A 26,466-nucleotide genomic window follows, 5' to 3' on the forward strand; every position below is an offset into this window, starting at 1 on the left:
ATTAAAGTGGAAGATAACTTAGAAAAACGAAGTGAGCGAATTCATATTAAAGCTTCAATTTTTAAACGTTTCCATGGGGTTTCAACAGCAATCATTGGTTCTTCAAATTTAACTTATCAGGGGATGGTAACAGGACGGGAATGGAATATTAAATTAACAACAATTAATAATCATCGTTTAGTTACAGAAATTATTACTGAATTTGAACAATTATGAAATGAAGTTTTAGTTGATTTTAATGATGAACTTGCTCGAAACCATTTGTTAGAACGAATTAGTCAAAACCAGACAGCTCCTATTGCAACTATGTTTAATAATACGCCAACTGAATTTTTAACAATTCGGAAATATTTATATGATTTTCAAAAAGATATTGTAACAACATTGCAATATCGTCGCCAATTAGGAAAAAATGCGCATTTAGTAATTATGGCAACTGGAACTGGTAAAACAGTAGTTGCCGCTTTTGATTATTTTTATCAACAGCAAGCAAGAGGTGGAGAACCAGTAAAAATGTTGTTTTTAGCCCATCAAAAAGAAATTTTAGATCAAGCTTTGCAAACTTTTCGTGGGGTTTTAATGGATAAAACTTTTGGGGAAGTTATGTATGAAGGAAAAAATAGTGAAAACAATGCGCATTTATTTGCAACAATTCAAACGATGGCTAATAAGTTATCACAGTTTAAACGTGATCATTTTGATGTGATTATTTTTGATGAAGCACATCATATTGCTGCTAATACTTTTGATCAAGTTTTTAATTATTTTCAACCACAACAAGTGCTTGGGTTAACTGCAACCCCAGAACGCGAAGATGGTAAATCAATTAAAAAATATTTTGCTAATGAATATGCAGCAGAATTACGCCTATGAGATGCAATTAACCAACGTTTATTATGTCCCTTTGATTATTATTGTATTGATGATAATACAGTTGATTTAACAGGGGTTGATTTAAATGCTGATAGTGAACTTTTTAAAAAGTTAAATACAAAAGCACGAAATGATTTATTATTAAAAATGATTGAAAAATATTTGGGTTTATATGCAAAACCAACAGCACTGATTTTTTGTGTAACAACTGAACACGCTAAACTAGTCGCAACTTTTTTACGAGCAAATCATCTCCGTGCTGATTATCTAACTTCTGAAAATCGTGAACAACGAACACGAATTTTACATGAATTTAAAATTGGTCGAATTAATTATTTATGTGTTGTTAATATGTTTAATGAAGGAATTGATGTTCCAGAGATTAACACAATTATTTTATTACGCCCAACAAATTCTAAAACAGTTTATTTACAACAACTTGGACGGGGATTACGAAAAACAGAATTAAAAAGTCGGTTAGAAGTTTATGATTTGATTAGTAACATTGATAGTAAATATGATATTACGATTGGAATTAAAAATTTATATGATCCAAAATTAACGTCAATAAAAGGATTATTAGCAAACGAAGGGTTACCTTATAATTGCACGATTACTTTAGAACAACGATCACAAAAAGTTATTTTAAATAATTTACGCAAATGATATGATAACCGTGCCAGAATTAAAAGTCATATTCGTGAATATTATCAAAAATATCAAAATGATGGTTTAAAACATTTACTACATGATTATGATTTATCATTATATCAATTTTATAATTATGTAAATGATTTTTATGTTAAAATTGGTCGTAATATTGAACGTTATCAACCGGATGAAAATAATACTAACCGGAATAAAAGCTTGTTAAAACAATTCTTATTTTTAGATAGTTACCACCTTATTAATTATTTTATTTTACGGTTAAGTCAAAAGCTTCCCACGGGCGAAATTAATTTAGATTATGATAATTTATTAATAACATCATTGTTATATGAAGTAACTAGTATGGCTGTTTTTACTGCATTATTTCCAAATTATGCAATGATTCCTGATTTAGTAACATATTTTATTAATCATCATCAACTTATTGTGGCAGAATTATTAATTATTTTACAATATAAATTAGAACATGAAACTTTAAAAATGCATTCTGAAACGACGAGGCCATTATTAAAAGGAATTACTTATACTGTTAAACAAGTTTTATCAGTTATTGGTCGAACAAACTTTTTATTAACACGGGGGGAATTACGAATTATTGCTTTTCAAGCTGGTTATTTAACATTTGATAAAGTTAATCAAGTTATTTTAGCGGATGAAGATGGAACGGGGTATGGTAAATTAACAAAATATTTACCAGATGAACAAGTTTTTTATTGGTCAATTCCTGAAACAATGACACTGGCTAATAAGTTAGTAAAAGACATTCAAAATAATGGTATTGTTAAATATTTATTTTTACAAAACAAAATTAATACTAAGTGGTCAAATTTAGGATTAAAATTATACTGTTTTATTGGGTTTGGTCATTATGAGACAATGTTAACAGATAATTATTTGACGGCTAAATTTTTTATTGAAAAAGACTAAATATTTTTAAACATATTTTTTGGAAGTTAAAAAGTGGACCGATGCAAAATAATTATTAATTTAACATTTATTTTTTATGTTGTAAGTCATTTTTTCATAATAAATTATTAAAAATATAAAAATTGAATCTTTTTTGTTTACAAAAAATGTATTATAATTATTAAATAGTATTATTTTTATCAAAGGAGCATATAGAAAATGGAAAATTTTAATCTTGATTTTATTCGTAATTTAACGAGATTAGTAACCTTTAATAATGCCGAGCAATTGTATCAAACAAAAAAGGGGACATTAGACTTCTTGCGATACCCTTTTTTATTAAAATATTATTATAAAATATAATTTATGAGGACATAAAAATATGAACAATAATAGACTTCTTGCATTACTTGTTAAAAAATTGCAAATATTTGTAAAAAAGATACTAATAGAAAAATATAATTTTAATTAATTATGTTTTTTATTTAAAAATTTAATATTTTTCCACAACGAAAAATTAATTTATTATTTAAATTATTTAATTTTAAATAAATATTTTATGTTAAATATAATAATTGTAAATTATAAATTGAGGCAATTAAATTAAATCTTAAACCAAATCTTTTTCTTCGATTACGATATTTTTCTGTAATAATTTTAAATTTTTTAAGAATAGCAAAAATATTTTCAATAATAATTCTCATTTTTGAAACTAGTCTATTATATTGCTTTTGTTCTTTGTTTAAAGGGTTTTTCTTTGTTTTCTTTGTAGGTATTAGAACATTATTGTGATTTTTTTGTATTCCTTGATAACCACTATCAACTATTAATTTGGTATTTTTTAAAATTGGGATTTTTGATTCTTTAAATAAAGCATAATCATGTTTTTTTCCGAGCGAAAAACTTGTTGCAATAATTTTTTTGGTTTCTTGTTCGATAATTACTTGTGTTTTGATCGTGTGTTTTTTCTTTTTACCAGAATAAGATTGTTTTTGTCTTTTTTTGGGCGTTGGATTGGAGTTTCGGTAGCATCAATAATAATAGTTTTATCATTAGACTTCTTGCGATACCCTTTTTTATTAAAATATTATTATAAAATATAATTTATGAGGACATAAAAATATGAACAATAATAAATTTAATACTCTTAATGATAGAGAATGGTTAAGATTAACAGGAATAAAAAAATCCACTTTTAATAAAATGTTAGATATTTTAAAAGTTGCTGAAATAGAAAAATTTAAAAAAGGTGGTAAAACTAATAAACTATCATTAGAAAATAGATTATTGATGACTTTATTATATTGACGAGAATATCAGACTTATTTTCATCTTGGTAAAAGTTTTGATATTAGTGAGGCTAATTGTTATCGTAATATTAAGTGAATTGAAGATATTTTAATTAAAAACTCTGATTTTCAACAACTTGCTGGTAAAAAAGCACTAATAAATGATTATTTTAATGATAAAACTATTATTATTGATGCTACCGAAACTCCAATCCAACGCCCAAAAAAAGACAAAAACAATCTTATTCTGGTAAAAAGAAAAAACACACGATCAAAACACAAGTAATTATCGAACAAGAAACCAAAAAAATTATTGCAACAAGTTTTTCGCTCGGAAAAAAACATGATTATGCTTTATTTAAAGAATCAAAAATCCCAATTTTAAAAAATACCAAATTAATAGTTGATAGTGGTTATCAAGGAATACAAAAAAATCACAATAATGTTCTAATACCTACAAAGAAAACAAAGAAAAACCCTTTAAACAAAGAACAAAAGCAATATAATAGACTAGTTTCAAAAATGAGAATTATTATTGAAAATATTTTTGCTATTCTTAAAAAATTTAAAATTATTACAGAAAAATATCGTAATCGAAGAAAAAGATTTGGTTTAAGATTTAATTTAATTGCCTCAATTTATAATTTACAATTATTATATTTAACATAAAATATTTATTTAAAATTAAATAATTTAAATAATAAATTAATTTTTCGCTGTGGAAAAATATTAAATTTTTAAATAAAAAACATAATTAATTAAAATTATATTTTTATATTAGTATCTTTTTTACAAATATTTGCAATTTTTTAACAAGTAATGCAAGAAGTCTATTATTAAAAATAGATGAACAGCAAACCTCAAATAACGAAAAAGAATTAATAATTAACTGCCGCGTTGTAGCAACAAATAATAGTGATTATTATGAAGTTAATGTCGTTTTTGCGATTGTTGCTGAAATGACATTTTTAACTCGGCAAAATTGTAGTTGCATTGACTATAATTTTCAACATCAAATTTGTCAGCATATTATTGCAACTTTGTTGTTTGCTTTTTATGAGTCAAAAGAAAACGTTCAACAGTGGCGATCAGTATTTACGGCAACCAATCAGTTATTAACAACATTTGTTAATAAGAATAAACAAAATTATGAAATAAAAGAAAATGTCGTTGATTGTCAATGTAGTTTGATTATTGATGCAACCTTTCAAAAACCTGCTGTTGTGCAGTTAAAATTAGGTTATGAACATAATCAATTTTTTGAAATTAAAAACATTTATCATTTTTTAGGATTTTTAGCAAAAAATCCCCTTGACCCAGATTATTTAAAAGGTTATGAGATTTCACAAAAATTTGTTTTATATCCAACAAAAGTGGTTTTTTCACCATTTGCGGAGAAAGTAATTCGGTTTTTACAACGAGAATTTATTAATGTTTCTAGTTTTTTGCAAACCCAAAAAATGGATTTTTGTGGTGTTTCCATTACAAAAAGTTTTGGTTTTTCTGCTTATCAAACCGAACAATTTTTAATAGCCTTACAAGATGAAAGCATTAAATTAATTATTAATGACCATGAATATTCAAATATTAAGATTAGTTTTGATCAATATCAACCTAATCTAAAAGTTCAAAAAAATGATAATTTAATTTAAATTATTAACAATAAAATAACACCAATTGTCTTAACTCCAAATCAAGGCAGTTTCTTTGATTATGAACAAATTTTTTATTAGGGGCAAAAGATACCTTTTTATTAGGACCAATTTATCAGACAATGGCAATGACTAATCAGGATCAAATTACTTTTACTCCTTATCAAACTAATGCAGTTATTAAAGAAATTGTTGCTTTATTAGACTATTCTCGTGATGTTGTTAATGTTGATGAAACAATTTTAAACACCTTAGAAAAAACACCATTAATTATTGAAAGTTATTTTGATTTTAAAGGTAAAGAAATTATGTTACGACCAATTTTTCGTTATGGAACAATAACAATTGATTTGTTAAACCAAATTAATGATGATAGTAAAATTGTGTTACGTGATATTTATCAAGAACAACAATATTTAACTTTTTTAAAACAAATTGGTTTTGTTAAGAAATCTAACTATTTAATCTTGAATGACTTAAATTATGTTATTAAATTATTATCTGAGCATATCACAACCGTAGAAACACTTTCACAAATTTTTTATATTGATAATTTTAAAAATGTTCGCTTAGTTGATTTCAATGTTAATAGTTCAACGATTAATGTTAATCAAAAAAATAATTGGTTAGAATTTAATTTTCAAGTCGCAGATATTGATTATCATAATTTAAGTAAAATTTTAGGAGCTATTAATAAGGGCAATAAATACCACCAATTAACAAATGGGGGAATTATTGATCTCCAAGAACAAACATTACAAAAATTTGCGTCCTTAATTAATCAGTTTGATTTTCAAGAAGAGCAATTTGCAACAGGTAAATTGCAGTTACCAAAATATTATGCCTTAACAATTTACAACAATTTAGATTTATGATCAGAATTTAATTGTACTTTTAATTTTGATTTTGACCATTTAATTACTAAAATTAAAAATTTAAAAGAAAATAAATTTAGTGTTCCAACAACATTAGAATCAGTAATGTGTGACTTTCAAAAGAAAGGTTATTTTTGATTAAAAACCCTTGCTTCATTGGGCTTTGGTGGGATTTTAGCTGATGAGATGGGATTAGGAAAAACATTACAAACAATTAGTTTTATTTTAAAAGAATATGAGTTAAATCCAAATATGGCTCCCGTTTTAATTATTGTTCCAGCTTCATTAATTTATAATTGAAAAAATGAAATTAATCAGTTTGCCCCCGTTTTAAAGACATTGGTAATTGATGGTGAACGTAAAACAAGAGAACTATTATTTTCAAAAATAAATGACGTGCAAGTTATTATCACTTCTTATCCATTACTTCGCCGTGATATTAGTTATTATCACCAATTTCAATTTCAATATTGTTTTTTAGATGAAGCACAACATATTAAAAATCCACAATCAATTAATGCTAAAATAATTGGAACTTTAAATATTGCAACTCGTTTTGCTTTGACAGGAACACCAATTGAAAATAATTTAACTGAATTATGATCAATTTTTAACTTTATTTTACCAGGGTTTTTATTTCAACATCATTATTTTCAAAAACGATATGAAATTCCAGTTATTAGAGAACAGAATAAAGCAATTAAAAAAGAATTACTCCAAAAAATTGCACCATTTATTTTACGGCGTTTAAAAAAAGATGTAATGAGTGAATTACCACCAAAAATTGAACATAAAATCTTAGTAGAGATGACTGACCGGCAAAAGAAAATCTATGCTGCTTTTGCTACTGCAGCACGCACGCGAAGAGATTAATAAAATTTTAAGAGCTGACCAATATCAACAAAATCGTTTAAAAATTTTTGCAACATTAACTAAACTAAGACAAATTTGTTGTGATCCTAGTATTTTAGATGAAAAATAACAAAATGAAAGTGCCAAATTAGATGCATTACGAGACATTTTTGCTGATTTAGCCGGTAGTGGTCATAAAATTTTAATTTTTTCACAATTTACAACTGTTTTAAAACGAATTGAGACAATTGTGCAAAAATTAAATTTAAAATACTTATATTTAGATGGCAAAACACGGTCAGAAAGTCGGGCAATGATGACCCAAAAATTTAACGAAGATAAGACAATTAGTGTTTTTCTAATTTCCTTAAAAGCAGGAGGGGTTGGTTTGAATTTAACGGCAGCTGATGTTGTAATTCATTTTGACCCTTGGTGAAATCCTTCAATTGAAAATCAAGCAACCGATCGTGCTCATCGGATTGGTCAACAAAGTACTGTGCAAGTAATTAAGTTAATTGCGAAAGGAACAGCAATTCAAAATGATAAACAAGCAGTAATTGAAGCAATCTTAAATAATAATTTAGAAAATTCTAATTTTACGAAATTTTCCGAAACAGAATTACGAGATATTTTAGAATTATAAAAGATAATATATCTTTTATATATATTGGTGTTCAAATATATTTTCATAGATTTTAGATTATTTTAATGAGATAGTTTATCAAACTATCTCATTTTTTATAGTCATTTTGAGAATAAGAGAAGGAATAATGTTTTTATTAAAAATATGATATAATTATAATAAATTTAAAATATAATTCAATATTTGGGCTTAAAAAAAATTATTTTAGCAATTCGAAATGATCGCACAAAATATGTTAATAATTTAGCACTATTTTTTTGCGAAGTAAATCCAAATACTGAAATCCAAGATGATCATGGCGTAATGCCAATTGCCTTAATTAATTGTGTTAATAATAAATATGCTTTTTTTGAAAAACTAATTTATTAGATCATAAAGGAAATCCAAAGATTCCAATTATTGATCATACCGTTGAATTATCACAAGAGACAATTAATAAAATCCCTTTACGTAGTCGCCCTTCAACAACAAGCCTTCCTAGTGAGAACCCTGTAGTTCCTAATGAAGAACCAGTTAATGTTCCAGCACCGGTTGCCTCATCATTTATTCCATTTGAGCAACAGAACAATATCCCAAATAATGGATTAGAGTACAACGAAACAGAACAATCATTTTCAGCTGAAATTGAAACACCAAATGATGATAATGGTAATGATAATAAAGATTGTAATAATTTAATTGTTGCAACTGAACCAGCAGGGGGTGAAACTGTTGCTTTAGTTAAACAAATGCAAAAAAATCAAATGATGACAATGCGAAAAATGGTTCATGTAATTAATCAAAAATTCCAATGAAAAATTTGAACATTAATTATTGTGTTAGTGCTTTCATTAACAGGATTTGGGATTGGGGCTTGACAACTATATCGTCATTTCAGCAACGGAGCAACAAGTACTGGTGATGGTAATATTGGTAATCGCGTTAATATTACCTTATTAGGTGGGGATTTAAGCCGCCAAGTTATTACAATTGAGGATCGCAATAGTCCTGGTGATTTGTATAGTGCTTTATTAACATTAGAAGTTGGTTCAAAAAATGATGGTAAGTTAGAACCGCAATTTTAGAAGCAATTAAAGATCCTAACACAACAATAAGTTTTAATTCTGATCGTTTTCAAGAAGACCGAGAAGCTTATGCAGCCACAATTGTTATTAATGCTGATAAAGCATCAGGCTTTTATGGAATTACTAATATTGCTGTGCAAGCAAAATCAAAACGAATTGATATTAATCGTTTATCAAAAAATTTAAGAGGAACAGAAATCGCAATTAATAGTGATAATTCACGAGAAATTTTAAGAGCCGTTTTAGCAAATGCTACCATTACTGGACAATTATCTGCAGCACAGAACAAATTATTAAAAGATGCTCAAGATTTAGCAAATCGTTTGCTATTACGAATTGATGGCAGTGTTAGTAAGGGTGGACCAGCAACAGATATTGATTTAATAGTTACAAGTAATGGTTCTAAGGATTATAAAAATACAGCAATCTTTAACTTAACAGTAAAATGATCATAATTAACAAAATATTAAAACTCATTTATTATGAGTTTTAATATTTTAAGAAAGGATTTTTCTTATTAATAAAGTTAATTTAACATAGGAGATGATAATATGTATGATTTTATCTGTGGCACTATTTATCAATTTAATGATAATGTCCTTTGCTTAGAACAAAATAATTATGGATATGAAATTTATTTAGTTACAAACAAAAGAATTAGTTTTAAAAAGGCTGCTCAAATTAAAATGTATACTTTTTTAAAATATGATAATGATGCTTGTTTTCAGTGATTTGGGTTTTTAGATTTAGCAATGAAGAAAATTTTTGGTGATTTATTAACGATTCCAACAATTGGTGTCAAAACGGCAGTTAAAGTATTACAACAAATTAGTGTTGAAAATTTATTAATGTTTGTGCAACAAAATAATATTGCTGAAATCGAGAAATTACAAGGATTAAAAACCCATAGTGTTCGGCTATTATTACAAACTTTACAAAAGATTTATTTTAAAAAAAATTATAATAATCTTCAAAATAAAGTAATTAGTTGTTTAAAAGAATTGGGTTATTCGTTGGTGGTTATTTATTCTGCAATTAATAGTGTTAACCCAGTTCCGACTAAACTTGATCAATATTTAAAAATAGTTTTATTTAAAATTAGTCAGATTGACACCGTTTAATTTTCGTCCGGTTGATTTGGAAAGTTATATTGGTCAAGCAAATATTAAAATGAATTTAAAAATCATGTTAGCAGCTAGTCAAAAGCAGCAACAACCATTAAAACATATGTTATTTGTTGGTAATAGTGTAATTGGAAAAACTAGTTTAGCCCATTTAATTAAAACTTTGTTACAGCAAAAACTATTACTTTTACATGGCCCAAATTTACAAAAACCAAGTGATTTAATTAGTTGCCTAATGAAAGTAAAAGCATTTAATTTAGTTTTCATTGATGAAATTCATGCAATTAGTCGTGAAGTTGGAGAAATTTTATATCCTGTTTTAGATGATAATTGTTTAAATTTACTATTGGGAAAAAACTATAATACAAAACATGTTGTTTTACCGTTGCCATCTTTTACCTTGTTAGCAGCAACGACATTACTATATCAAGTACCACAGCCATTATTAAATCGTTTTTCAACAGTTTTTCATTTTAATGAATACACTAATGATGATATGCAACAAATTTTAAATAACTTGTTCTTAAAAGTAGAAATAAAATTATCATTAAAAGAATTAACTTTTTTAGCCAGCTATAGTCGCAATAATCCGCGCACAGCGGTAAAATTATTTCATCGAATTTATGACTATTTCTTAGCTACCCCACAACCAGTAAGTTTAAATTTTTTACAAGAAATTTTAACTAATTTGCAGATTTATCAAGATGGTTTAGAATGAGGGGAGGTAAATTACTTAAAACAAATTTATCTTCTCTTTCAAACCCAACCAGTTGGGTTAAATACCTTAAGCCAAGTTTTATCTGAACCATTATTCATTATTAACAGTCACAAATAATTTTGAACCATTTTTGTTAAAAAAAGGTTACTTATTAAAAACATCTCGTGGTCGAGTTTTGACAAATAAAGCAGTAGAATTTTTAAAAAATATTACATAATTTACTTAATTTTTTTGAGAAGTCGGTTATAATAATAATTGGAACTAAGGTAAGGTGTAAAAATGAGCCACAATCATAAAAAGGAACAAGAACAAATTATCAATTATGCCTGGAAAATGATTAGTTTAAAAGCAGTTGATTTAAAATTATATAATCCAAATATTACAGAACAAGATGTTGCCGATTATTTAATAAAAATAATTTTAGTTGATAAGGCAATTGTTGATGTTAGTGAAATAGCTTATTATATTTTTAATATCAAGATTAATCGGATGATTGAATTTCTGAATAATCAAAAAATTACTGCGACTGATTTATCCTTAGAAGATTTTAAAGATATGTTTATTAAATAATAAAATTAAACAATGAATAGTGTACAATTTATAGAGAAAAGTTTTAAAATAGAACAGTGGTGTAAAACGTGAAGAAAAACGAACAAGTGAAAGCAATTAAAGAACCAAAAAACAAAAAGGCAATTAGTAAGTTAATTATTCGAATTGGAACTTTGTTAGTTTTAATTGTCGCAATGATTATTGGTGCTTATTTTTCAGCTGATAGTTTTCGTTATTCATATAAAACTGGAATTGCTTATTCGGGTGGATATCAAGTTCAAGTTAATGTATTAGATAAAAGTGATCCTAATTTTTCACCAGATACTCCAAATGGGGATAGTAAAAAAGGATTAGATTTATTACGTAATAAATTAGATCCATTATCAAATCAAAATTTGTATTTACAAACATTAGGTCGTAATGCTGTTGAAGTTGTTGTTGGAAAAAATATGTTTAAATCTTATAATGCCTTGAGTAAAACAATTCAACGTTTAGGAGCAATTTACTTAACAAAAGGTAAAGGACAAGACTTACTAGTTAGTGATAATAATGGCACAAAAGAGCGAACACCGTTAAGTGATGTTATTTCAGGTTCAACAACAGGGGTTGATCAAAATCGTCGTCCAAGTATTACATTAAAAATTAAAGATCAAACAAAATGAGATAGTATTATTAATGGTTTAAAACCATCACAAGGTGGGGGTCAATCAGAACCGTTGTATATTTGAACGGATATTGGTCAATTTATTGATGATTTACGACATGATACTGATAATATTCAAACAATTGCAACTGTTTTTAATGCTGAAATTCGTAGTAAAGTGTCAGCGGGTGATTGAAGTAATATTTATCAAATTTTTAATGTTGAATATTATGATGCCGGAACTTCACAACTTCGTACTGGTAATTTATTAGATTTAGCATTAAGTTACCCAATTTCACAAGTTCGTACTTGAATGGAAGATTTGCGTTTTCGTTTTACCTCTGTCCCAACGGATAGATTATTAATTGATCCAAATGATAAAACAGCAACAACAAATCAATTTATTGATCCGTTACGCCCATATTTACAAACAATTATTGAGTATAATACTGCGTTAACAGATTTATACAAAGAACATATTATTAATTGAAATTCAATTAAACTGGGAACAGGTGCTGCTGAGAATTCAAATCAAATTACAACTTCAACGGAAACAGAAGCTCGCCAAATTAGTAATTTAATTAATGGGGGACTAAGTGGTTTAGAATTTGTTATTCGTGGTTATCGCGAAATTCCGCCTGTTGTTTCAGCTAATGTTTTTAAAATTTCGTTAATTATTTTAGGAGTATTAGTATTAGCAATTTTCATTGTTCTATTAGTTTATTATCGTTTATTTGCTTTTATCGCAATTTTAACATTATTATTTACAATAATTGCAATATTATATTTTTCTTCACTCTTGAAAGTACAAATTTCGCCAGAAAGTATTGCGGCATTATTGATTGCTTTTGGTTTAGCACTTGAAGGAAACTTGTTATTCTTTTCACGGTATAAACGTGAGCGGTATGAAAATCAAATTCCCTTTGAACCAGCAATGAAAATTGCCAATAAACAAACAATAGCAGTCTTCATTGACGCATTAGTTGTTTTAATTATTTTGGGATTATCACTGTTCTGACAAGGAACAAATAATATTAAATCATTTGCTACAATTTTATTGGTGGGATTAATTATTTCCGTAGTAATGGTGTTTGCTGTTGCGCGTTTAATGTATTGAATTGTTATTAAGTTACGTTGACAAGAAAAACACCCTTGATTAGATGTTTCGCGTTTTTCAATAGGAAAACTATTTACGAAAAAAAGAGTTGTAACAACAACAGCATCAGAAGCATTAGTAGCTAGCGCTCAGTTACAAACAATAACAACGAATGAACCTGTGATGGCAGACGGTGATAATGGCAGGATTGCACCAGCCAAAAAAGGAAAACAACATAAAATCGGAAAATGAACATTTTATAATATTACAAAATGAACCCCAATCGTTGGAATTATTTTGTTAATCGTTGCCTTAGCAATTGCTTTTGCTGGAAAAGCAAATGTTGCTAATTCAATTAAGTCAGGGATTAATTTTACGATTAATCAAGATTTATGAGGAACTGATGACGATGAAACAGCAATTACAAAGTTATCAACGCAATTAGAAAGTATTCGTAATACAGCCCGTTATAACTTTAGTTATAATATTTATGTTCTTAAGAAACAAGAAAGTGGTGCTAATAACCGCATCTTAGTTGTTAGTACAAATATTACAAAAGGAACTTTTGAGCGAGAATTATTAACAGCCATTGCATCATTTTATAATGCAACCCCCGATGATCCTTCATTAGCATTGCAACAAACTGATCCTGTTATGGAAGGATATATTTTAAAAATTGCGGCAATTAGTATTGGAATTGGATTAGCATGTATCTTTGTTTATACTTTATTCCGGTTAGATTGAGCGCAATTTGTGGGAATGGTTTTAGCTAGTTTATTTACGCTAGTTACAACTATTGCGATTGCAATTATTACCCAATTATTAATTACATTTGAAATGTCAATCGCATTCTTAGCAATTTTTGGTTTTGTGATTGCCTTTACAACAATGGTAATGGTTCGTGTAAAACAAAATAAAAAGGCGATTAATATTCGTGAATATGAAACATTCTTTACATATATGTCAGAACATCGTTTCCAAATTAAGCGTTTACGTCGCGCACATAAAGTTTATTATCAAGAAGAATTAAAGAAATTAGCAATAAAACACCCGGAACTAAAATTACGAGAAATTAAAAAACAATATCATGACCAGTTAAAACGAACACAATTAGTGGCAAAAGATATTAAAAGCAAAAATCATAAAGTGATTCGTGAAGTTCGGAAAGACTTTAGAGTTTATAATTATGAACATAACTTTTTGCAAAAAGTTGCTAATATTACAATTAAACAAATGTTACAACATTGTTTAACATTGGGAATTATGTTTACAATTTTATTAATTACCTTAGCTGCTTTTTCGGGATCATGGTTTGGCTTTAATATTGTGATTTTAATTGGGTTAATTGTTGGAATGTTTGCAACCTTATTTGTTGGAATTCCAATTTGAGTGGTGTTAGAAAAATATCGGGCCTTAAATAAAATCCGTGTTAAAAATTATTTAGATTCACAACGAGTTGAAATTGATGAACAAATTGTAATTGGTATTAATAATTAATCATTAACCAAGAAAGGGATTTTGCAAAAATGGAACTAAAAAACTTTATTGTTGATATTCCTAATTATCCAGAACCAGGAGTTATTTTTCGCGATATTACCCCAATTTTAAATAATCCATCTGCTTTTAAAATGGTTGTTGATCAGTTAGCAGCGTATGCAATTGCTCAACAAGCAACGGTGATTATTGCTCCAGGAGCACGGGGATTCTTATTTGGACCAGCAGTTAGTTATGTGACGAACCTTCGTTTTGTTCCGGTTCGAAAACCAGGAAAATTACCACGGCAAGTTATTAGTGCAAAGTATAGTTATGAATATGCAACTAATCAGTTAGAAATGCATGTCGAAGATTTAAAACCACATGATCGTGTTTTAATTGTTGATGATGTTTTAGCAACGGGCGGAACAGCACAAGCAATTTGTGAACTTGTTAAAAAACAACAAGCAATGATTGTTGGTTTAGCATTCGTGGTGGACTTAACATATTTAAATGGTAAAAAGGATTTAACCGCATATCCAATTAAAACCCTGATTGAATATTCGGCCTAATCGGTATATAATTAATAAATAGTACAAAGAAAAGGGGTTGTTTATAATGGATCGGGATATTAAATACGAAGAGGTCTTAGCCCAAATTAAGTTGTACATCAAAGATGTGACAACGTTAAAAGAAATTCACAAAGCATATGAATATGCAGAAGAAAAACATCAAGGCCAAGTTCGTAATAGTGGAATTCCCTATATTAATCATCCATTATGAACAACCTTTTTTTTAGCCCAATGACGAATGGGACCTAAAACATTAATTGCCGGTTTACTGCATGATGTGTTAGAAGATACGCCCGCTACGTTTGAAGAATTACAAGAACGGTTTGGGATTGAAATCGCTAATTTAGTTGAAGGTGTAACAAAAGTTAGTTATTTTGCGAAAGAAAATCGAACTCAACTTAAAGCACAATATTTACGGAAATTATATTTATCAATGGCGAAAGATATTCGTGTTATTATTATTAAATTAGCCGATCGGTTACATAATTTAAAAACAATTGGTTATTTAAAACCAGAACGTCAACAAATTATTGCCCGAGAAAGTTTAGAAATTTATTCGGCAATTGCTCATCGGTTAGGGATGAAGGCGGTTAAACAAGAAATTGAAGATATTAGTTTTAAAATTATTAATCCTGTTCAATATAATAAAATTGTTTCGTTGTTAGAATCAAGTAATAAAGAACGCGAAAATGCAATTAATCAAAAAATTGAAGAATTAAAACAAGTCTTAATTATTGAAAAAGAAATGGCGGTCAAAGTATATGGCCGTAGTAAATCAATTTATTCAATTTATCGAAAAATGAATCAATTTGGTAAAAACTTTGATGATATTCATGATATTCTAGCAGTCCGCATTATTACAAATAGTGTTGATGAATGTTATAAAGTATTAGGCTTTGTGCACCAACATTATACGCCACTCAATAATCGTTTTAAAGATTATATTGCAACACCAAAACATAATTTATATCAATCATTACATACCACAATTGCAGCTGATGATGGTATTATTTTTGAAGTGCAAATTCGAACTGAAGAAATGGATGAGTTAGCAGAACAAGGAGTTGCAGCGCACTGACGATATAAAGAAGGTGAAAATTATGATATTGCTAAAAAACAAAAAGATATTGATGATCGCTTAGATATTTTTAAACGAATTTTAGACTTAGAAAATATTTCAGTGCAAGAACGAGATGAAATTCAACAAGAAGTTTATAAACCTGATCATTTAATGGAAGAGATTATTCAAAATGATATTTTTTCGTCGTTAATTTATGTTTTAACGCCAAACGGAAAAGTAGTAACCTTGCCATTTGGTTCAACCGTCCTTGATTTTGCCTATAAAATTCATTCTGAAATTGGCGAAAAAACAATTGGAGCAAAAATCAATGGTTTATTTTCACCAATTTCAACAGTTTTAAAATCAGGTGATGTTGTTGATATTAAAACAGCAGCAACGCAAAAACCAAATCATTCGTGGTTAGTGGTTGCTAAAACATCATCAGCATTACAAAAAATTAAAAAATATTTAAAAAAAGAATTAGCAGAAGCAACTAATGATACAAAATCAATTAATCTGGAAAAAATCAAGCAAACAAAAGGACAAATTGAAGAGTATATTGCAAAAAAAGATTTAAAATGAAAATTAGTTGATTCAGAAACACAACTAGAACGATTACATGCAATTAACTATAATAATATTGAAGATTTTTTATTAGATGTTGCTAATGATGAATACACCGTATTAGAAGCAATTAATTTAATTTACTTAGATCGCGAAACAAGTCAGAATGAAAAAATTCTGAAAAAATTACAAGATAAACAATATAAAAAAGCACAATTAAAAGATGATATTATTGTGCAAGGAATTTCAAGTATTAAAGTTGTGATTTCACAATGTTGTTTACCATTACCATATGAAGAAATTACCGGATATGTTTCAAAAGCAGAAGGAATTAAAGTTCATTTGAAAACTTGCCGTAATTTACAAAGTAGTGATAAACAAGAACGTCAAGTGAAAGTTAGTTGAAATGAAGCGGTTTGTAAAAATAAGCAGTATGATTGTGCAATTCGAATTGAAGCAATTGACCGTCCCGCTTTGTTAGTTGATGTCACAAAAGTATTAAGTCATTTAAACGCTTCAGTGCAAATGATGACAGCTAATATTTCAAGTGATTTAATGAATATTACTATTAAAACAATTATTAAAATTAGTAACGCTGATCGGTTCCAACAAATTCGCTCGTCATTATTGGCAATTCCCGATATTAAAATTGTTGAGCGAGTTATGATGTAACAATAAGATTAGAAAATGAATTAATATATATTGTTATTGGTTTTCTTGGTATAATAAAAGTACTTAAGAGAATAGAAAATGGAGGCAGCTATGACAATAAAGTCTTGACTAAAATTTAGTAGCATATGATTTTTAGCAGGAATTGTAATTATTATGGCCGGAGCAGTTGTTCCAACTTTAAACCAACAAGTAGATGCGTTAAAAGAAGAAATTATTAAATCATTAAGTGTTAATGGTTTGACACCCAATCCGTTAGAAAGTTTACAAGGTGATAGTGCTTATAATATTTTAAATTTTTTATTATCATATGGATCATTTCAAGCAATTTTTAGTTTAAATGGTTTTAGTCTTTTTAAATTTTGAGTAATTGATTTATATATTTTTGTTCCTATTTTAAGTTTGTTTGCTGTTGGGATAGCAATTTTTGTTGTTGTTTTACTAACAAACGTAACCGCTGCGCATTGAAGATGAAATATTCGCTTATTAGTTGGAAAGATTTTATCAACAGGGGGCGGTATTCTGTTATATCTTGCCTTATTTTTAGGGTTATTTTTAGTTGCAATTACGGACAGTTCAAATTTTGTTAATGGCCAAGAAAAATATTGATATAATTTAACGAACGGTGGTTTAGTGACATGAACTAATAATGTTCAGTACCAACCAAATGTTTTTTCCGTGTTAGGGATAAATATTAATCAAACTGGTTTAGATAACTTTTTTGGCCAAGCACCAGGAGTTTTACAAGTTGGCGCAGTTTTTCTTATCTTTATTGCCCCAATTGCGGTTGTAATTTTAACGGTTGGATTAGGAATTCGAATTGCAATTGAATTATTGTTACCATCATCATCGGGTCATCGTGGTGGCATTGGTGCAAGTTTTAGCACTTGGTTAGGATATATAAATATTTCTTCTCGTCGTGAATTACGCCAACGGTTAGGAAGCAACATTGGAATGATTTTATTAATGATTGGTTTTCTAATCGTAATGATTTTCCCAGCCTTTACTTCAACAACTCGCTATGTAACAGCCAATTGAGTTATTTTAGCAATTGCGATTGTGTTAATGATTGTTAGTTTTATTCCCCTTTATTTTATGTTCTTTTGTTTAGCACGGTTGCAAGAATTTTCTTATAACTTATTAATGTTTGTGCAAATGTTGACATGATTAGTAATTGGTTTAATTTGACAAATTTTAATGTGAACTGAATTTAAACAATATTTCCAATATCCAGCGGTCGTACCAGTTATTATGATTTTCTTCTTTATTAACATCTTATTAAGTTCATTTTATTTACTACTTCGTGGTTATCGAAAATAATAATTGGCTTTTAACTTCTTTGAAATAAAGAAGTTTTTTTGTTTTGGTATGCTATAATTCTATTGATTAATTATTAAAAAGAAGGGAAAGTTAGGATGACAAAACTTACAGCAAATGCAATTCGAAAAATGTGGTTAGATTTTTTTCGAAGTAAAAATCATTACGAATTGCCATCAGTATCGTTAATTCCCGTTGATGATCCATCATTATTATGAATTAATTCGGGGGTGGCAACATTAAAACCATATTTTGATGGTCGCAAAACACCACCAGCCCCACGGTTAACAAATTCCCAAAAATCAATTCGCACAAACGATATTGAGAATGTGGGACATACAGCTCGTCACCATACTTTATTTGAAATGTTAGGTAATTTTTCAATTGGTGATTATTTTAAAAAAGAAGCAATTGTTTATGCTTGAGAATTTTTAACTGATAAAAAATGAATTGGATTTGATCCCGCCAAATTATATGTTACTGTTTATAAAGATGACCAGGAGGCATATGATGTTTGACATAATGTGATTGGGTTAAGTCCCGAACGAATTATTAAGGGGGGTAAAGATACTAACTTCTGAGAAATTGGGGAAGGACCATGCGGACCAAATACCGAAATCTTTTATGATCGTGGTGAAAAATATGATTCTGAACATATGGGAATCAAGTTATTACAAGACGACTTAGAAAATGATCGCTATTTAGAGGTTTGAAATATTGTTTTTTCTCAATACAATAATAATGGGGATGGAACTTATACCGATTTACCACGGAAAAACATTGATACTGGTGCTGGGTTGGAACGAATTACTTCTATTATTCAAGAAACACCAACTAATTTTGAAACCGATTTATTTATGCCAATTATTAAAGCAGTTGAAAAATTAGTGCAGGGGAAATATCATTATGATCAAACGGCATTGTTTACCAATGATGCACAGCAAATTAAAATTAATACTGCTTTTAAAGTAATTGCTGATCATTTACGAGCAGTAACATTTGCGATTGCAGATGGGGTGTTTCCAGGAAACAAGGATCGTGGGTATGTTATTCGTCGGTTAATTCGTCGCGCTAGTTTATATGGTAAAAAATTAGGGTTAGAACAACCATTTTTATCCCAATTAGTGCAAACCGTAATTCAGATTATGAGTGAATATTATACTTATTTAATTGAAAAACAATCAATTATTGAACAAGCGGTATTAGATGAAGAAAATAAATTTTTAAAAACATTAGAACAAGGAAACAAACTATTTAATGAAGTTAAAGCAAAGTATGGCCTAATTTCCAAAGAACATGCTTTTCGCTTATTTGAAAGTTATGGTTTTCCAATTGAATTAATTGAAGAAGAAGCACACGAAGCGGGAATAAAAGTTGATCGAATTGGTTTTGAAGAATTATTAGCAAATGCCAAAGAAATTTCACGAACTAATCGGAAAGATATTAAAGCAATTCAGTTGCAAAGTGAACTTTTTACGCAATTAGATGTTGTTAGCAAATTTGTTGGTTATGAACATGAACAAGTTAATAATACAGCAATTGTTTTTATGTTTGCAAATGATCACGCAGTTTCTGAATTAACAAATACAACGGGATATCTTATTTTAGCAGAAACACCTTTTTATGCTGAAAAGGGTGGGCAAGCTGCTGATCATGGTTTAATCTTAAAGGATAATAATACAGCTTATGTTTTAGATGTTCAACAAGGACCAAATAAACAACACTTACATTATGTTAAAGTGGAAGGAACATTAAAAAAAGAGGATTTAGTAAATGCTTCAATTGATAGTGACCGTCGATTTTATACTCGTAAAAATCATTCCGGAACACATTTAATTCATGCAGCATTACGAGAAGTTTTAGGAACGCATGTTATGCAAACGGGGTCTTATAATGATGATGAACGATTACGAATTGATATTACACATAATCAGCCAATTACTACTGCCGAAATTATGGCTGTTGAAGCATCAGTTGTAAAAGCGATTCGCGCAGCAATTCCTTGTGAAGTAATTTATACTGATATGCAAACAGCACTAGACGTTCATCAAGCATTAGCTTTTTTTACTGAAAAGTATGATGAAGAAGTGCGAATTATTAAATTTGGAACTTATTCATGTGAACTTTGTGGGGGAACCCATGTTGCTAATTCACAAGATGTCGAAGATTTATTAGTAACGGGAATTGAATCAAAAGGAGCAGGAACATTTCGGATTCATGCTATTACATCAAATAAAACAATTGCTAGTTATTTAAATGAGCAGTTTCTAAAAGAAAAAACTGAAGCAGTTAATTACTTTGAGAAATATAATCAAGGGAAATTGGTTTTAACTGATCAACAGTTAGAACAAATTTGAGACCAAATTAGTAATTTAACTGTTTCAAAACAGAATTGAAAATTATTAAAACAATTAGTAAATCAATTTAAAGAGTGTTTTAAGCATTGACAAAAACAATATGATAATGCTATTATTCGGGATTTTGTGAAACAATATCATGCCTTACCAGTACAAGAAAACAACGGGATTCAAGTTTTAATTTATCAATTTTCAACAAAGGTTGATGTTAATGCTTTAAAAGTATTAATTGATTATTATAAAACACGGTATTCTAATATTTTAATTTTCTTTGTTGATATGACTGATTCAACCCAACAAAAATTAGTTATTGGGGTTAGTGATGCTTTACATAATCGTTATCAAGCTAATCGTATTATTCAACAATTAAACCCCTTACTTGATGGTAAAGGGGGCGGAAACAATAGTGTTGCTCAAACTGGATTTAAAAATAAAACTATTATTACAAAATTACTAGCAGACCCCCTTGCGTTTTTACAACAGCATGGCTAAATATTATTTAGGAGTTGATTTCGGAACTAAAACGTTGGGGCTTGCGACAAGTCACGGGATGATTGCGACAAGTTATGGGGTTTATCAGTTTCCTGATCACAATTTTTTAAATGCAGCACAATATTTAGCAACATTAATTGCAAATGAAAAGGTTAGTGATCTTGTTATTGGTTATCCCAAAAATATGAATAATACGATTGGACCACGGGCAATGATGGTTGATGATTTTATTGCATTATTAAAACCAATGCTAAGTCCTGTAATTGTAATTCACTTAGTTGATGAACGGTTGACAACCAGACAAGCACACCAAATTATGTTAGAAGCTAATTTATCGCGACAAAAACGGAAAAGTAAAAAAGATAGTTTAGCAGCACAATTAATTTTAGAAACATTTCTTCAACAAAAATAAAAGAGCAACCCTCTTTTATTTTTTTTAATTAATTATTATACAAATATCGATAGGAAAAGCAAGAAAAAAAATGATATAATTTTATGGAAAGCATTTTACTTAGGGATATGAATAAAATTGAGGTTAAGATGATGACTAAGAAAAAATTACATGAAACAAAACAACTACAAGAAGTTAATAACAATTTAAAAATGAATGTTAACGAAGCGACTGTTATTAAAGCTTTAACAAAAGCTTGAAAAAAATCAGAACCATATTTAAAATTAATGACCGAATATCAAACATTAAATGCAACTAGTACAGTTGATTGAGATGAACGTTATGAAAAAGAGTACGAAAAATTTATTAAAGCAGTTCTTGGAGAAAATGTTAACTTTAAAAAAGCAATAACTAAAAAATTATCAAAGTCAAAAACAAAAACTACAGCAAGTAAAAAAAGTAATATGGGATTAAATCCTGGACAATTAGATCTGCTAGCAAAACGAAAATTATATCGTTCCGAAGATTTGTTTCCAGCACGCGTGGTGAGAGGATATCAAGAATCACAAGCAGCAATTGAATCAGAATTAGCTGCCCCACGCGAAAGTTTTTTAAATAATAATATTAATGTATTAGCAACTGATCAAAAACACAAACAAGTAGGACCAAATGAAACAATGAGTACTACTTTTGAAACAGATACGGACAATTTAACGGTTGAAACAAAACCAGAGGAATCATCACCAAAGGAAGTTGAAGATTTAATTAGCAAATTAAATCCAAATCAACAACGTTTAATTCGCCAACGGAATGAACAATATGGTCGTTTTCAAAGTAAGCGTGAGGAAATGATTAGGGTAAATGCTGATGAAGATGCAAGTGAAACCTTAAAAACTTTTAATAACCAAGTTAAAAAACATGCAAAAAGTTGAGGTTTAAATTCAAATCAAATTGAATTATTAGCCCGCCGTGATGCTACAAATCGCGATGTGCATCCGTACTTGAATCGAGCACGTGGTGTCTATCATCCTGAAGAAGATTATTCGCGCGTAAATAGTGACCTTAAACCACGCTCTCTTGATGAAATTAAGGACCAAATGAATTTAAGTAAAAATCAATTAGAATTATTATCTCGTCGTGATTCTCATCCGTCAGAATGAAAACAATATATGAAAGAAATTACTTCGCCAAAAGATGACGAGAATGAAGAAAAAGTTATGATTGATCCAGAAAATGTTATTAAAAAACGAAATCAAATGGTTCAAGAAAGTTTAGCGCGTAGTTTAGGAAAAACAAAGAAACAAATTGGTGGTAAATATATTCGAAATTTCATTACTGAAGAGCCGAAACGAAAACCAATTTTTAAAACAGATCTTTATTTAGATACAGCAATTACTAATCAAATTAGACCATTGTTTGTTAAATCAATTGCTAAACCAAAACCAAAGGTTTCACCAAAATTTGCTGCTGCGAAAGTAATGCCAAATTCGGTGATTGCTTAATTTTCAGCGCCAAGTAATCGAAACTGAGCAGAACCACAAATTAATGGAGCAGCAAAGGAAAGTACTGCAAGTAAGATAACATCTGTTTCTTCAGGACCAGTTGAAGATAAATATGTTTCAACAGTTGACCCTAAAAAACGACCTAATTTAAAAAACTAAAATTTGGTAATAGTTATGAAGAAAAAAGAATCAAAAAATTAGATGTTACAATAATAAAATCAGAAGAAACGTTAGATAATGCTAAAATAAAAAAAGGGGCTAATTGAAAAGCAAGCTTGATTGATTTAACATTATATACTCAAAAAGAATTAAAGGATTATCAAATTAATTATGCTGATCCAACTAAAACACCTGATTTAACAATAAATTTAGCAGAAAACCAATATACTTATGCTGGTTATCATCCACGAGAAATTCGTAAAATTGAACGACGACAAGTAGAACACAATCATGAACGATTAATAAAAGAAAAGTTAATTCAAAAAAATATTCGCAAAGAAACACGGTATCAAAAAAAACTACGTCAGCGAAAAGTTAAACCAAAACCATTACCACAGATTTTAATTAATAAATATCTGGCAGAAGGAAAAAAGGTTATTAATGGTTTTTTAGTTGACGCAGGAGAAAACAAAACTGGTAAGGAACAGCAAAAGAAATAAACAAGTGGGGAATAACAATGAAAGCAACATTGCCAACAGCAGACTTAATTCGAAAATATTTTGATGAAGTTGTTACCTCAAGTGGGATTGATCCTAAAAAACGACCAGATGTTGCGCTGCAATGAGCGCAAGAAAAAGAACTTTGAGCGCAAGAAGCGGATGCTGAAATCCAACAACAATTATTACAAGTATTAAAAGTTAATCAAAACGTTCAAACCCAACAGTTGCACCACCAACAAGAATTAATTTTGCGTGACTTACAACAAGCACGGTTAATTGAACTACGAAAACGAGAAGAATATTTAGCAACATTAGCAAAACCAGTTAAGTTACCAAAAGTAAATAAAAAAATGCTTAATAGTGATGTTGAAACAAAGCATTCTTTTCCAAAATCCTTTTTTAAGAAATATAACAAAATAGGACCTTCTTATGAAGAGGATAATTATGGCACAATCCTAATGCGTGAAATTGGACAAGCATTAGCTAATGAATATGAAATATATCATCCTGTCCAAATTGAAAAACCAATTAAGCAAGTAGTTGCTATGAAAAAACCGAAAAAGTATCGTTTAATTTACAAAAAAGGGCCAAAATCACGGTGATAGGGTCTAAAAAATAATGAAATAATATTATAAATATTTTTATAAAAAAAGCAAGGTTTTTTACGAAAACTATTTAAAAAACTGCAAAAATTTTATATAATATATGTATGTATTAAAATAATGACAAAGTAAATAAAGAGGACTAGAAAAAATGGCAAAAGAAAAAGACACAGATACTGTTGTCGTTACTCGTGCTGATTATGGTAGCATTATTGATTCAGAACGAGATGCAACAGAACTAATGGATAAAAAACTAACTCCAGCAACAATTAAAATTTTATTAAGACAGTTAGATGAAAATAGCCCAGAGTACCAAGCATTAAAACAAAAATATTTAACCGAGGTAGTTGGGACTAAACAGAAAGGTGTTATTCGTTTAAAAGATAAAGATAATGCTTGAGAAGAACAAAAAAATAAAAGTAAATTTATTGATTATAGTTATCGTGTTGACAAAGAAATTCCAGTTTTTGCAAGATTAAACAATCACAAAGCAAAACAAGCAGCTAGTAAAAAATCAGCAGCAAAAGTGAAACCGCCAGTTCAGGAAGACATTCTAATCTCAACACCATTAAATCAACCAAGAACTAATAAAACTATGAATGGAACAAAAAAGTCTGCTAAAAATGCCCCTCTGAAAACAACTAATTTAATTAAACCACCGTTAAAAGACAGTGAATTAATTAATGATGAGTTTAATACTTTCTCAAATTGGAATAGTTTAGATGTTGATCGTGTTAAAACAAAATTAGGGTCAACAGGATCAGAACCAGATGAAACTAGAACAATTATTCGTCGGAACGAAACAGAAGAAATAACAACAATTCGTCGTGATTTACGTCCGATTTTAGCCCAACAAATTTCGCAAATTAAACGAAATGGGTTATCAGTTGTTGACTTTGTTGTTGATTCTGATGATAAAATTGAAATTGAAAAAGGGGATGAAGAAATTCTTGTTCGTTTAATCAAACAAAATCAAGTTGAAATTAACTTAAATGAATTTGCGGCAAGAGATATTGTACCACCAAAACCAACACCAGTTAAAATTATTCGGACTGCTGAAGATCCATTATCAATGGAAGAACGATTAATTTTACGGTTAGAAAACAAGGCTCGTTTTTATAAATTAAATGCGGAAGAACAAACACAATTAGAACACTTAAAAGCAACCTTTGTTTTGAAAACAAAACAAAAAAATAATAAAAAAGAAACTGCAGCACAAAAAGCAAAGAACAAAAAAGGGCAAGATGCAACAATGGCCTTTGCGAATGAGCAAGCAGAATTGGAAAATGAGGATTGTTATAAAACAACAAATTATAATCATCAATATGATGAAAAGAAACGACCTAATGTTGATCAACGTTTAGTTTATGAACAAAAAATGCTACAGTATTTGTTGGAAGTTCGCCAACAATATGAACAAGGTTATAATCGTCAAATTTCCCAGGAATTAGCTGACTTTAACCGAGCAATAAATTTATCACGAACAATTAAAACAAAAGATGAAAAATTAAATGAGGAAATTTTACAAAATCGTAATAAATCAATAGCATTGTTACGAAAACATGTGATGTTATTAAACCAGAAACAATATGCTGAAATCAAGTTGTTAGATAAACAAGTCCTTAAATATAAAAACACAAAAGGAAATATTGAAGAGTTTATTAAACGCCAAAAAGAATTTCAACGATTGTTACGAATTCGTGAAGAAGTAAAAGAAAATCGCCAAGCTTTAATTGAATCGCTACGAGTGCAAGCACAATTGATGCAAGAAGCACACGATAAAAAATAACGTATTAATTATCAACTCGTTAACTATCAACCAAAATTAGCAATAAAAGAGAGATAGAACAGGAGG

At 28.7% G+C, this 26,466-nt stretch carries 24 protein-coding genes and 1 pseudogene; 24 read left to right on the top strand and 1 reads right to left on the bottom strand.

The annotated features are described in order from the left end of the window. Positions 1-6: 6 nt before the first annotated feature. Both MSROBK_RS03690 and MSROBK_RS03695 read left to right on the top strand, forming a co-directional pair. Positions 7-2,469: a DEAD/DEAH box helicase family protein gene (locus tag MSROBK_RS03690; RefSeq protein WP_227991413.1), complete on the top strand. Its 2,463-nt coding sequence runs from the start codon at positions 7-9 to the stop codon at positions 2,467-2,469. 198 nt (positions 2,470-2,667) lie between these two features. After that, positions 2,668-2,811, top strand: coding sequence for a hypothetical protein (locus MSROBK_RS03695; protein WP_157944226.1), 144 nt, complete (start codon positions 2,668-2,670; stop codon positions 2,809-2,811). A 194-nt stretch (positions 2,812-3,005) separates the two neighbouring features. Here the strand turns inward: MSROBK_RS03695 and MSROBK_RS03700 are convergent. Beyond that, a pseudogene (locus MSROBK_RS03700) lies at positions 3,006-3,449 on the bottom strand (transposase family protein); the annotation flags it as partial. Between the two features lie 121 nt (positions 3,450-3,570). Between MSROBK_RS03700 and MSROBK_RS13155 the strand changes: the two are divergent. The 22 genes from MSROBK_RS13155 to MSROBK_RS03805 all read left to right on the top strand — a co-directional run bounded on the left by MSROBK_RS13155 (position 3,571) and on the right by MSROBK_RS03805 (position 26,400). Then, positions 3,571-4,023 (top strand): IS5 family transposase, encoded by a 453-nt coding sequence (locus MSROBK_RS13155; RefSeq protein ID WP_040092446.1) that lies wholly within the window; start codon positions 3,571-3,573, stop codon positions 4,021-4,023. Continuing rightward, positions 4,008-4,406 carry a transposase family protein gene (locus MSROBK_RS13160; RefSeq protein WP_242441474.1) on the top strand — a complete coding sequence of 133 codons (399 nt, stop codon included), beginning with the start codon at positions 4,008-4,010 and terminating at the stop codon, positions 4,404-4,406. Before MSROBK_RS13155 ends, MSROBK_RS13160 begins: the two co-directional genes overlap by 16 nt. Positions 4,407-4,696: 290 nt before the next feature. Beyond that, positions 4,697-5,389, top strand: coding sequence for a hypothetical protein (locus MSROBK_RS03710; RefSeq protein ID WP_040093165.1), 693 nt, complete (start codon positions 4,697-4,699; stop codon positions 5,387-5,389). Positions 5,390-5,499: 110 nt separating this feature from the next. Further along, positions 5,500-7,137 carry an SNF2-related protein gene (locus tag MSROBK_RS03715; protein WP_227991514.1) on the top strand — a complete coding sequence of 546 codons (1,638 nt, stop codon included), beginning with the start codon at positions 5,500-5,502 and terminating at the stop codon, positions 7,135-7,137. 136 nt (positions 7,138-7,273) lie between these two features. Next, complete coding sequence (locus MSROBK_RS03720; protein WP_227991516.1) at positions 7,274-7,759, top strand: DEAD/DEAH box helicase; 486 nt, start codon at positions 7,274-7,276, stop codon at positions 7,757-7,759. 183 nt (positions 7,760-7,942) lie between these two features. Beyond that, complete coding sequence (locus MSROBK_RS03725; RefSeq protein WP_040093166.1) at positions 7,943-8,128, top strand: hypothetical protein; 186 nt, start codon at positions 7,943-7,945, stop codon at positions 8,126-8,128. Between the two features lie 359 nt (positions 8,129-8,487). After that, a complete protein-coding gene (locus MSROBK_RS03730; RefSeq protein WP_040093167.1) occupies positions 8,488-8,823 on the top strand; it encodes a hypothetical protein in 336 nt (111 codons plus the stop codon). Between the two features lie 134 nt (positions 8,824-8,957). Then, positions 8,958-9,278 (top strand): hypothetical protein, encoded by a 321-nt coding sequence (locus tag MSROBK_RS03735; RefSeq protein ID WP_040093168.1) that lies wholly within the window; start codon positions 8,958-8,960, stop codon positions 9,276-9,278. Between the two features lie 96 nt (positions 9,279-9,374). Beyond that, positions 9,375-9,944 (top strand): Holliday junction branch migration protein RuvA, encoded by a 570-nt coding sequence (gene ruvA, locus MSROBK_RS03740; RefSeq protein WP_040093169.1) that lies wholly within the window; start codon positions 9,375-9,377, stop codon positions 9,942-9,944. After that, the gene (locus MSROBK_RS03745; protein ID WP_052443472.1) at positions 9,931-10,782 is read left to right on the top strand and encodes an AAA family ATPase; all 852 of its coding nucleotides are present in this window, start codon (positions 9,931-9,933) and stop codon (positions 10,780-10,782) included. The genes ruvA and MSROBK_RS03745 overlap by 14 nt, the downstream gene beginning before the upstream one ends. A gap of 13 nt (positions 10,783-10,795) precedes the next feature. Continuing rightward, positions 10,796-10,882, top strand: a complete 87-nt coding sequence (locus MSROBK_RS12330) for a Holliday junction DNA helicase RuvB C-terminal domain-containing protein (protein WP_369123221.1) — start codon at positions 10,796-10,798, stop codon at positions 10,880-10,882. A 62-nt stretch (positions 10,883-10,944) separates the two neighbouring features. Further along, positions 10,945-11,235, top strand: a complete 291-nt coding sequence (locus MSROBK_RS03755; protein ID WP_040093171.1) for a hypothetical protein — start codon at positions 10,945-10,947, stop codon at positions 11,233-11,235. Between the two features lie 68 nt (positions 11,236-11,303). Further along, complete coding sequence (locus tag MSROBK_RS03760; RefSeq protein WP_040093172.1) at positions 11,304-14,450, top strand: protein translocase SecDF, variant type; 3,147 nt, start codon at positions 11,304-11,306, stop codon at positions 14,448-14,450. Between the two features lie 29 nt (positions 14,451-14,479). Next, a complete protein-coding gene (locus MSROBK_RS03765) occupies positions 14,480-14,998 on the top strand; it encodes an adenine phosphoribosyltransferase (RefSeq protein WP_040093173.1) in 519 nt (172 codons plus the stop codon). Between the two features lie 46 nt (positions 14,999-15,044). Continuing rightward, the gene (locus tag MSROBK_RS03770) at positions 15,045-17,294 is read left to right on the top strand and encodes a RelA/SpoT family protein (protein WP_040093175.1); all 2,250 of its coding nucleotides are present in this window, start codon (positions 15,045-15,047) and stop codon (positions 17,292-17,294) included. A 90-nt stretch (positions 17,295-17,384) separates the two neighbouring features. Beyond that, positions 17,385-18,611, top strand: a complete 1,227-nt coding sequence (scm1, locus tag MSROBK_RS03775) for a motility-associated protein Scm1 (protein WP_040093432.1) — start codon at positions 17,385-17,387, stop codon at positions 18,609-18,611. 95 nt (positions 18,612-18,706) lie between these two features. Further along, positions 18,707-21,457, top strand: coding sequence for an alanine--tRNA ligase (gene alaS / locus MSROBK_RS03780; protein WP_040093177.1), 2,751 nt, complete (start codon positions 18,707-18,709; stop codon positions 21,455-21,457). Next, positions 21,450-21,869: a Holliday junction resolvase RuvX gene (gene ruvX / locus MSROBK_RS03785; protein ID WP_040093179.1), complete on the top strand. Its 420-nt coding sequence runs from the start codon at positions 21,450-21,452 to the stop codon at positions 21,867-21,869. Before alaS ends, ruvX begins: the two co-directional genes overlap by 8 nt. Positions 21,870-21,976: 107 nt before the next feature. Beyond that, positions 21,977-23,350 (top strand): hypothetical protein, encoded by a 1,374-nt coding sequence (locus tag MSROBK_RS03790; RefSeq protein WP_109244071.1) that lies wholly within the window; start codon positions 21,977-21,979, stop codon positions 23,348-23,350. A 275-nt stretch (positions 23,351-23,625) separates the two neighbouring features. Beyond that, on the top strand, positions 23,626-24,009 hold the full coding sequence (locus MSROBK_RS03795; protein ID WP_040093183.1) for a hypothetical protein: 384 nt from the start codon (positions 23,626-23,628) through the stop codon (positions 24,007-24,009). A gap of 17 nt (positions 24,010-24,026) precedes the next feature. Further along, positions 24,027-24,614: a hypothetical protein gene (locus MSROBK_RS03800; RefSeq protein ID WP_040093185.1), complete on the top strand. Its 588-nt coding sequence runs from the start codon at positions 24,027-24,029 to the stop codon at positions 24,612-24,614. A gap of 148 nt (positions 24,615-24,762) precedes the next feature. Next, positions 24,763-26,400 carry a hypothetical protein gene (locus tag MSROBK_RS03805; protein WP_040093187.1) on the top strand — a complete coding sequence of 546 codons (1,638 nt, stop codon included), beginning with the start codon at positions 24,763-24,765 and terminating at the stop codon, positions 26,398-26,400. Positions 26,401-26,466: the final 66 nt, after the last annotated feature.

The sequence above is a fragment of the Spiroplasma poulsonii genome (assembly GCF_009866525.1).
GTDB classification, from domain to species: domain Bacteria; phylum Bacillota_I; class Bacilli_A; order Mycoplasmatales; family Mycoplasmataceae; genus Spiroplasma; species Spiroplasma poulsonii.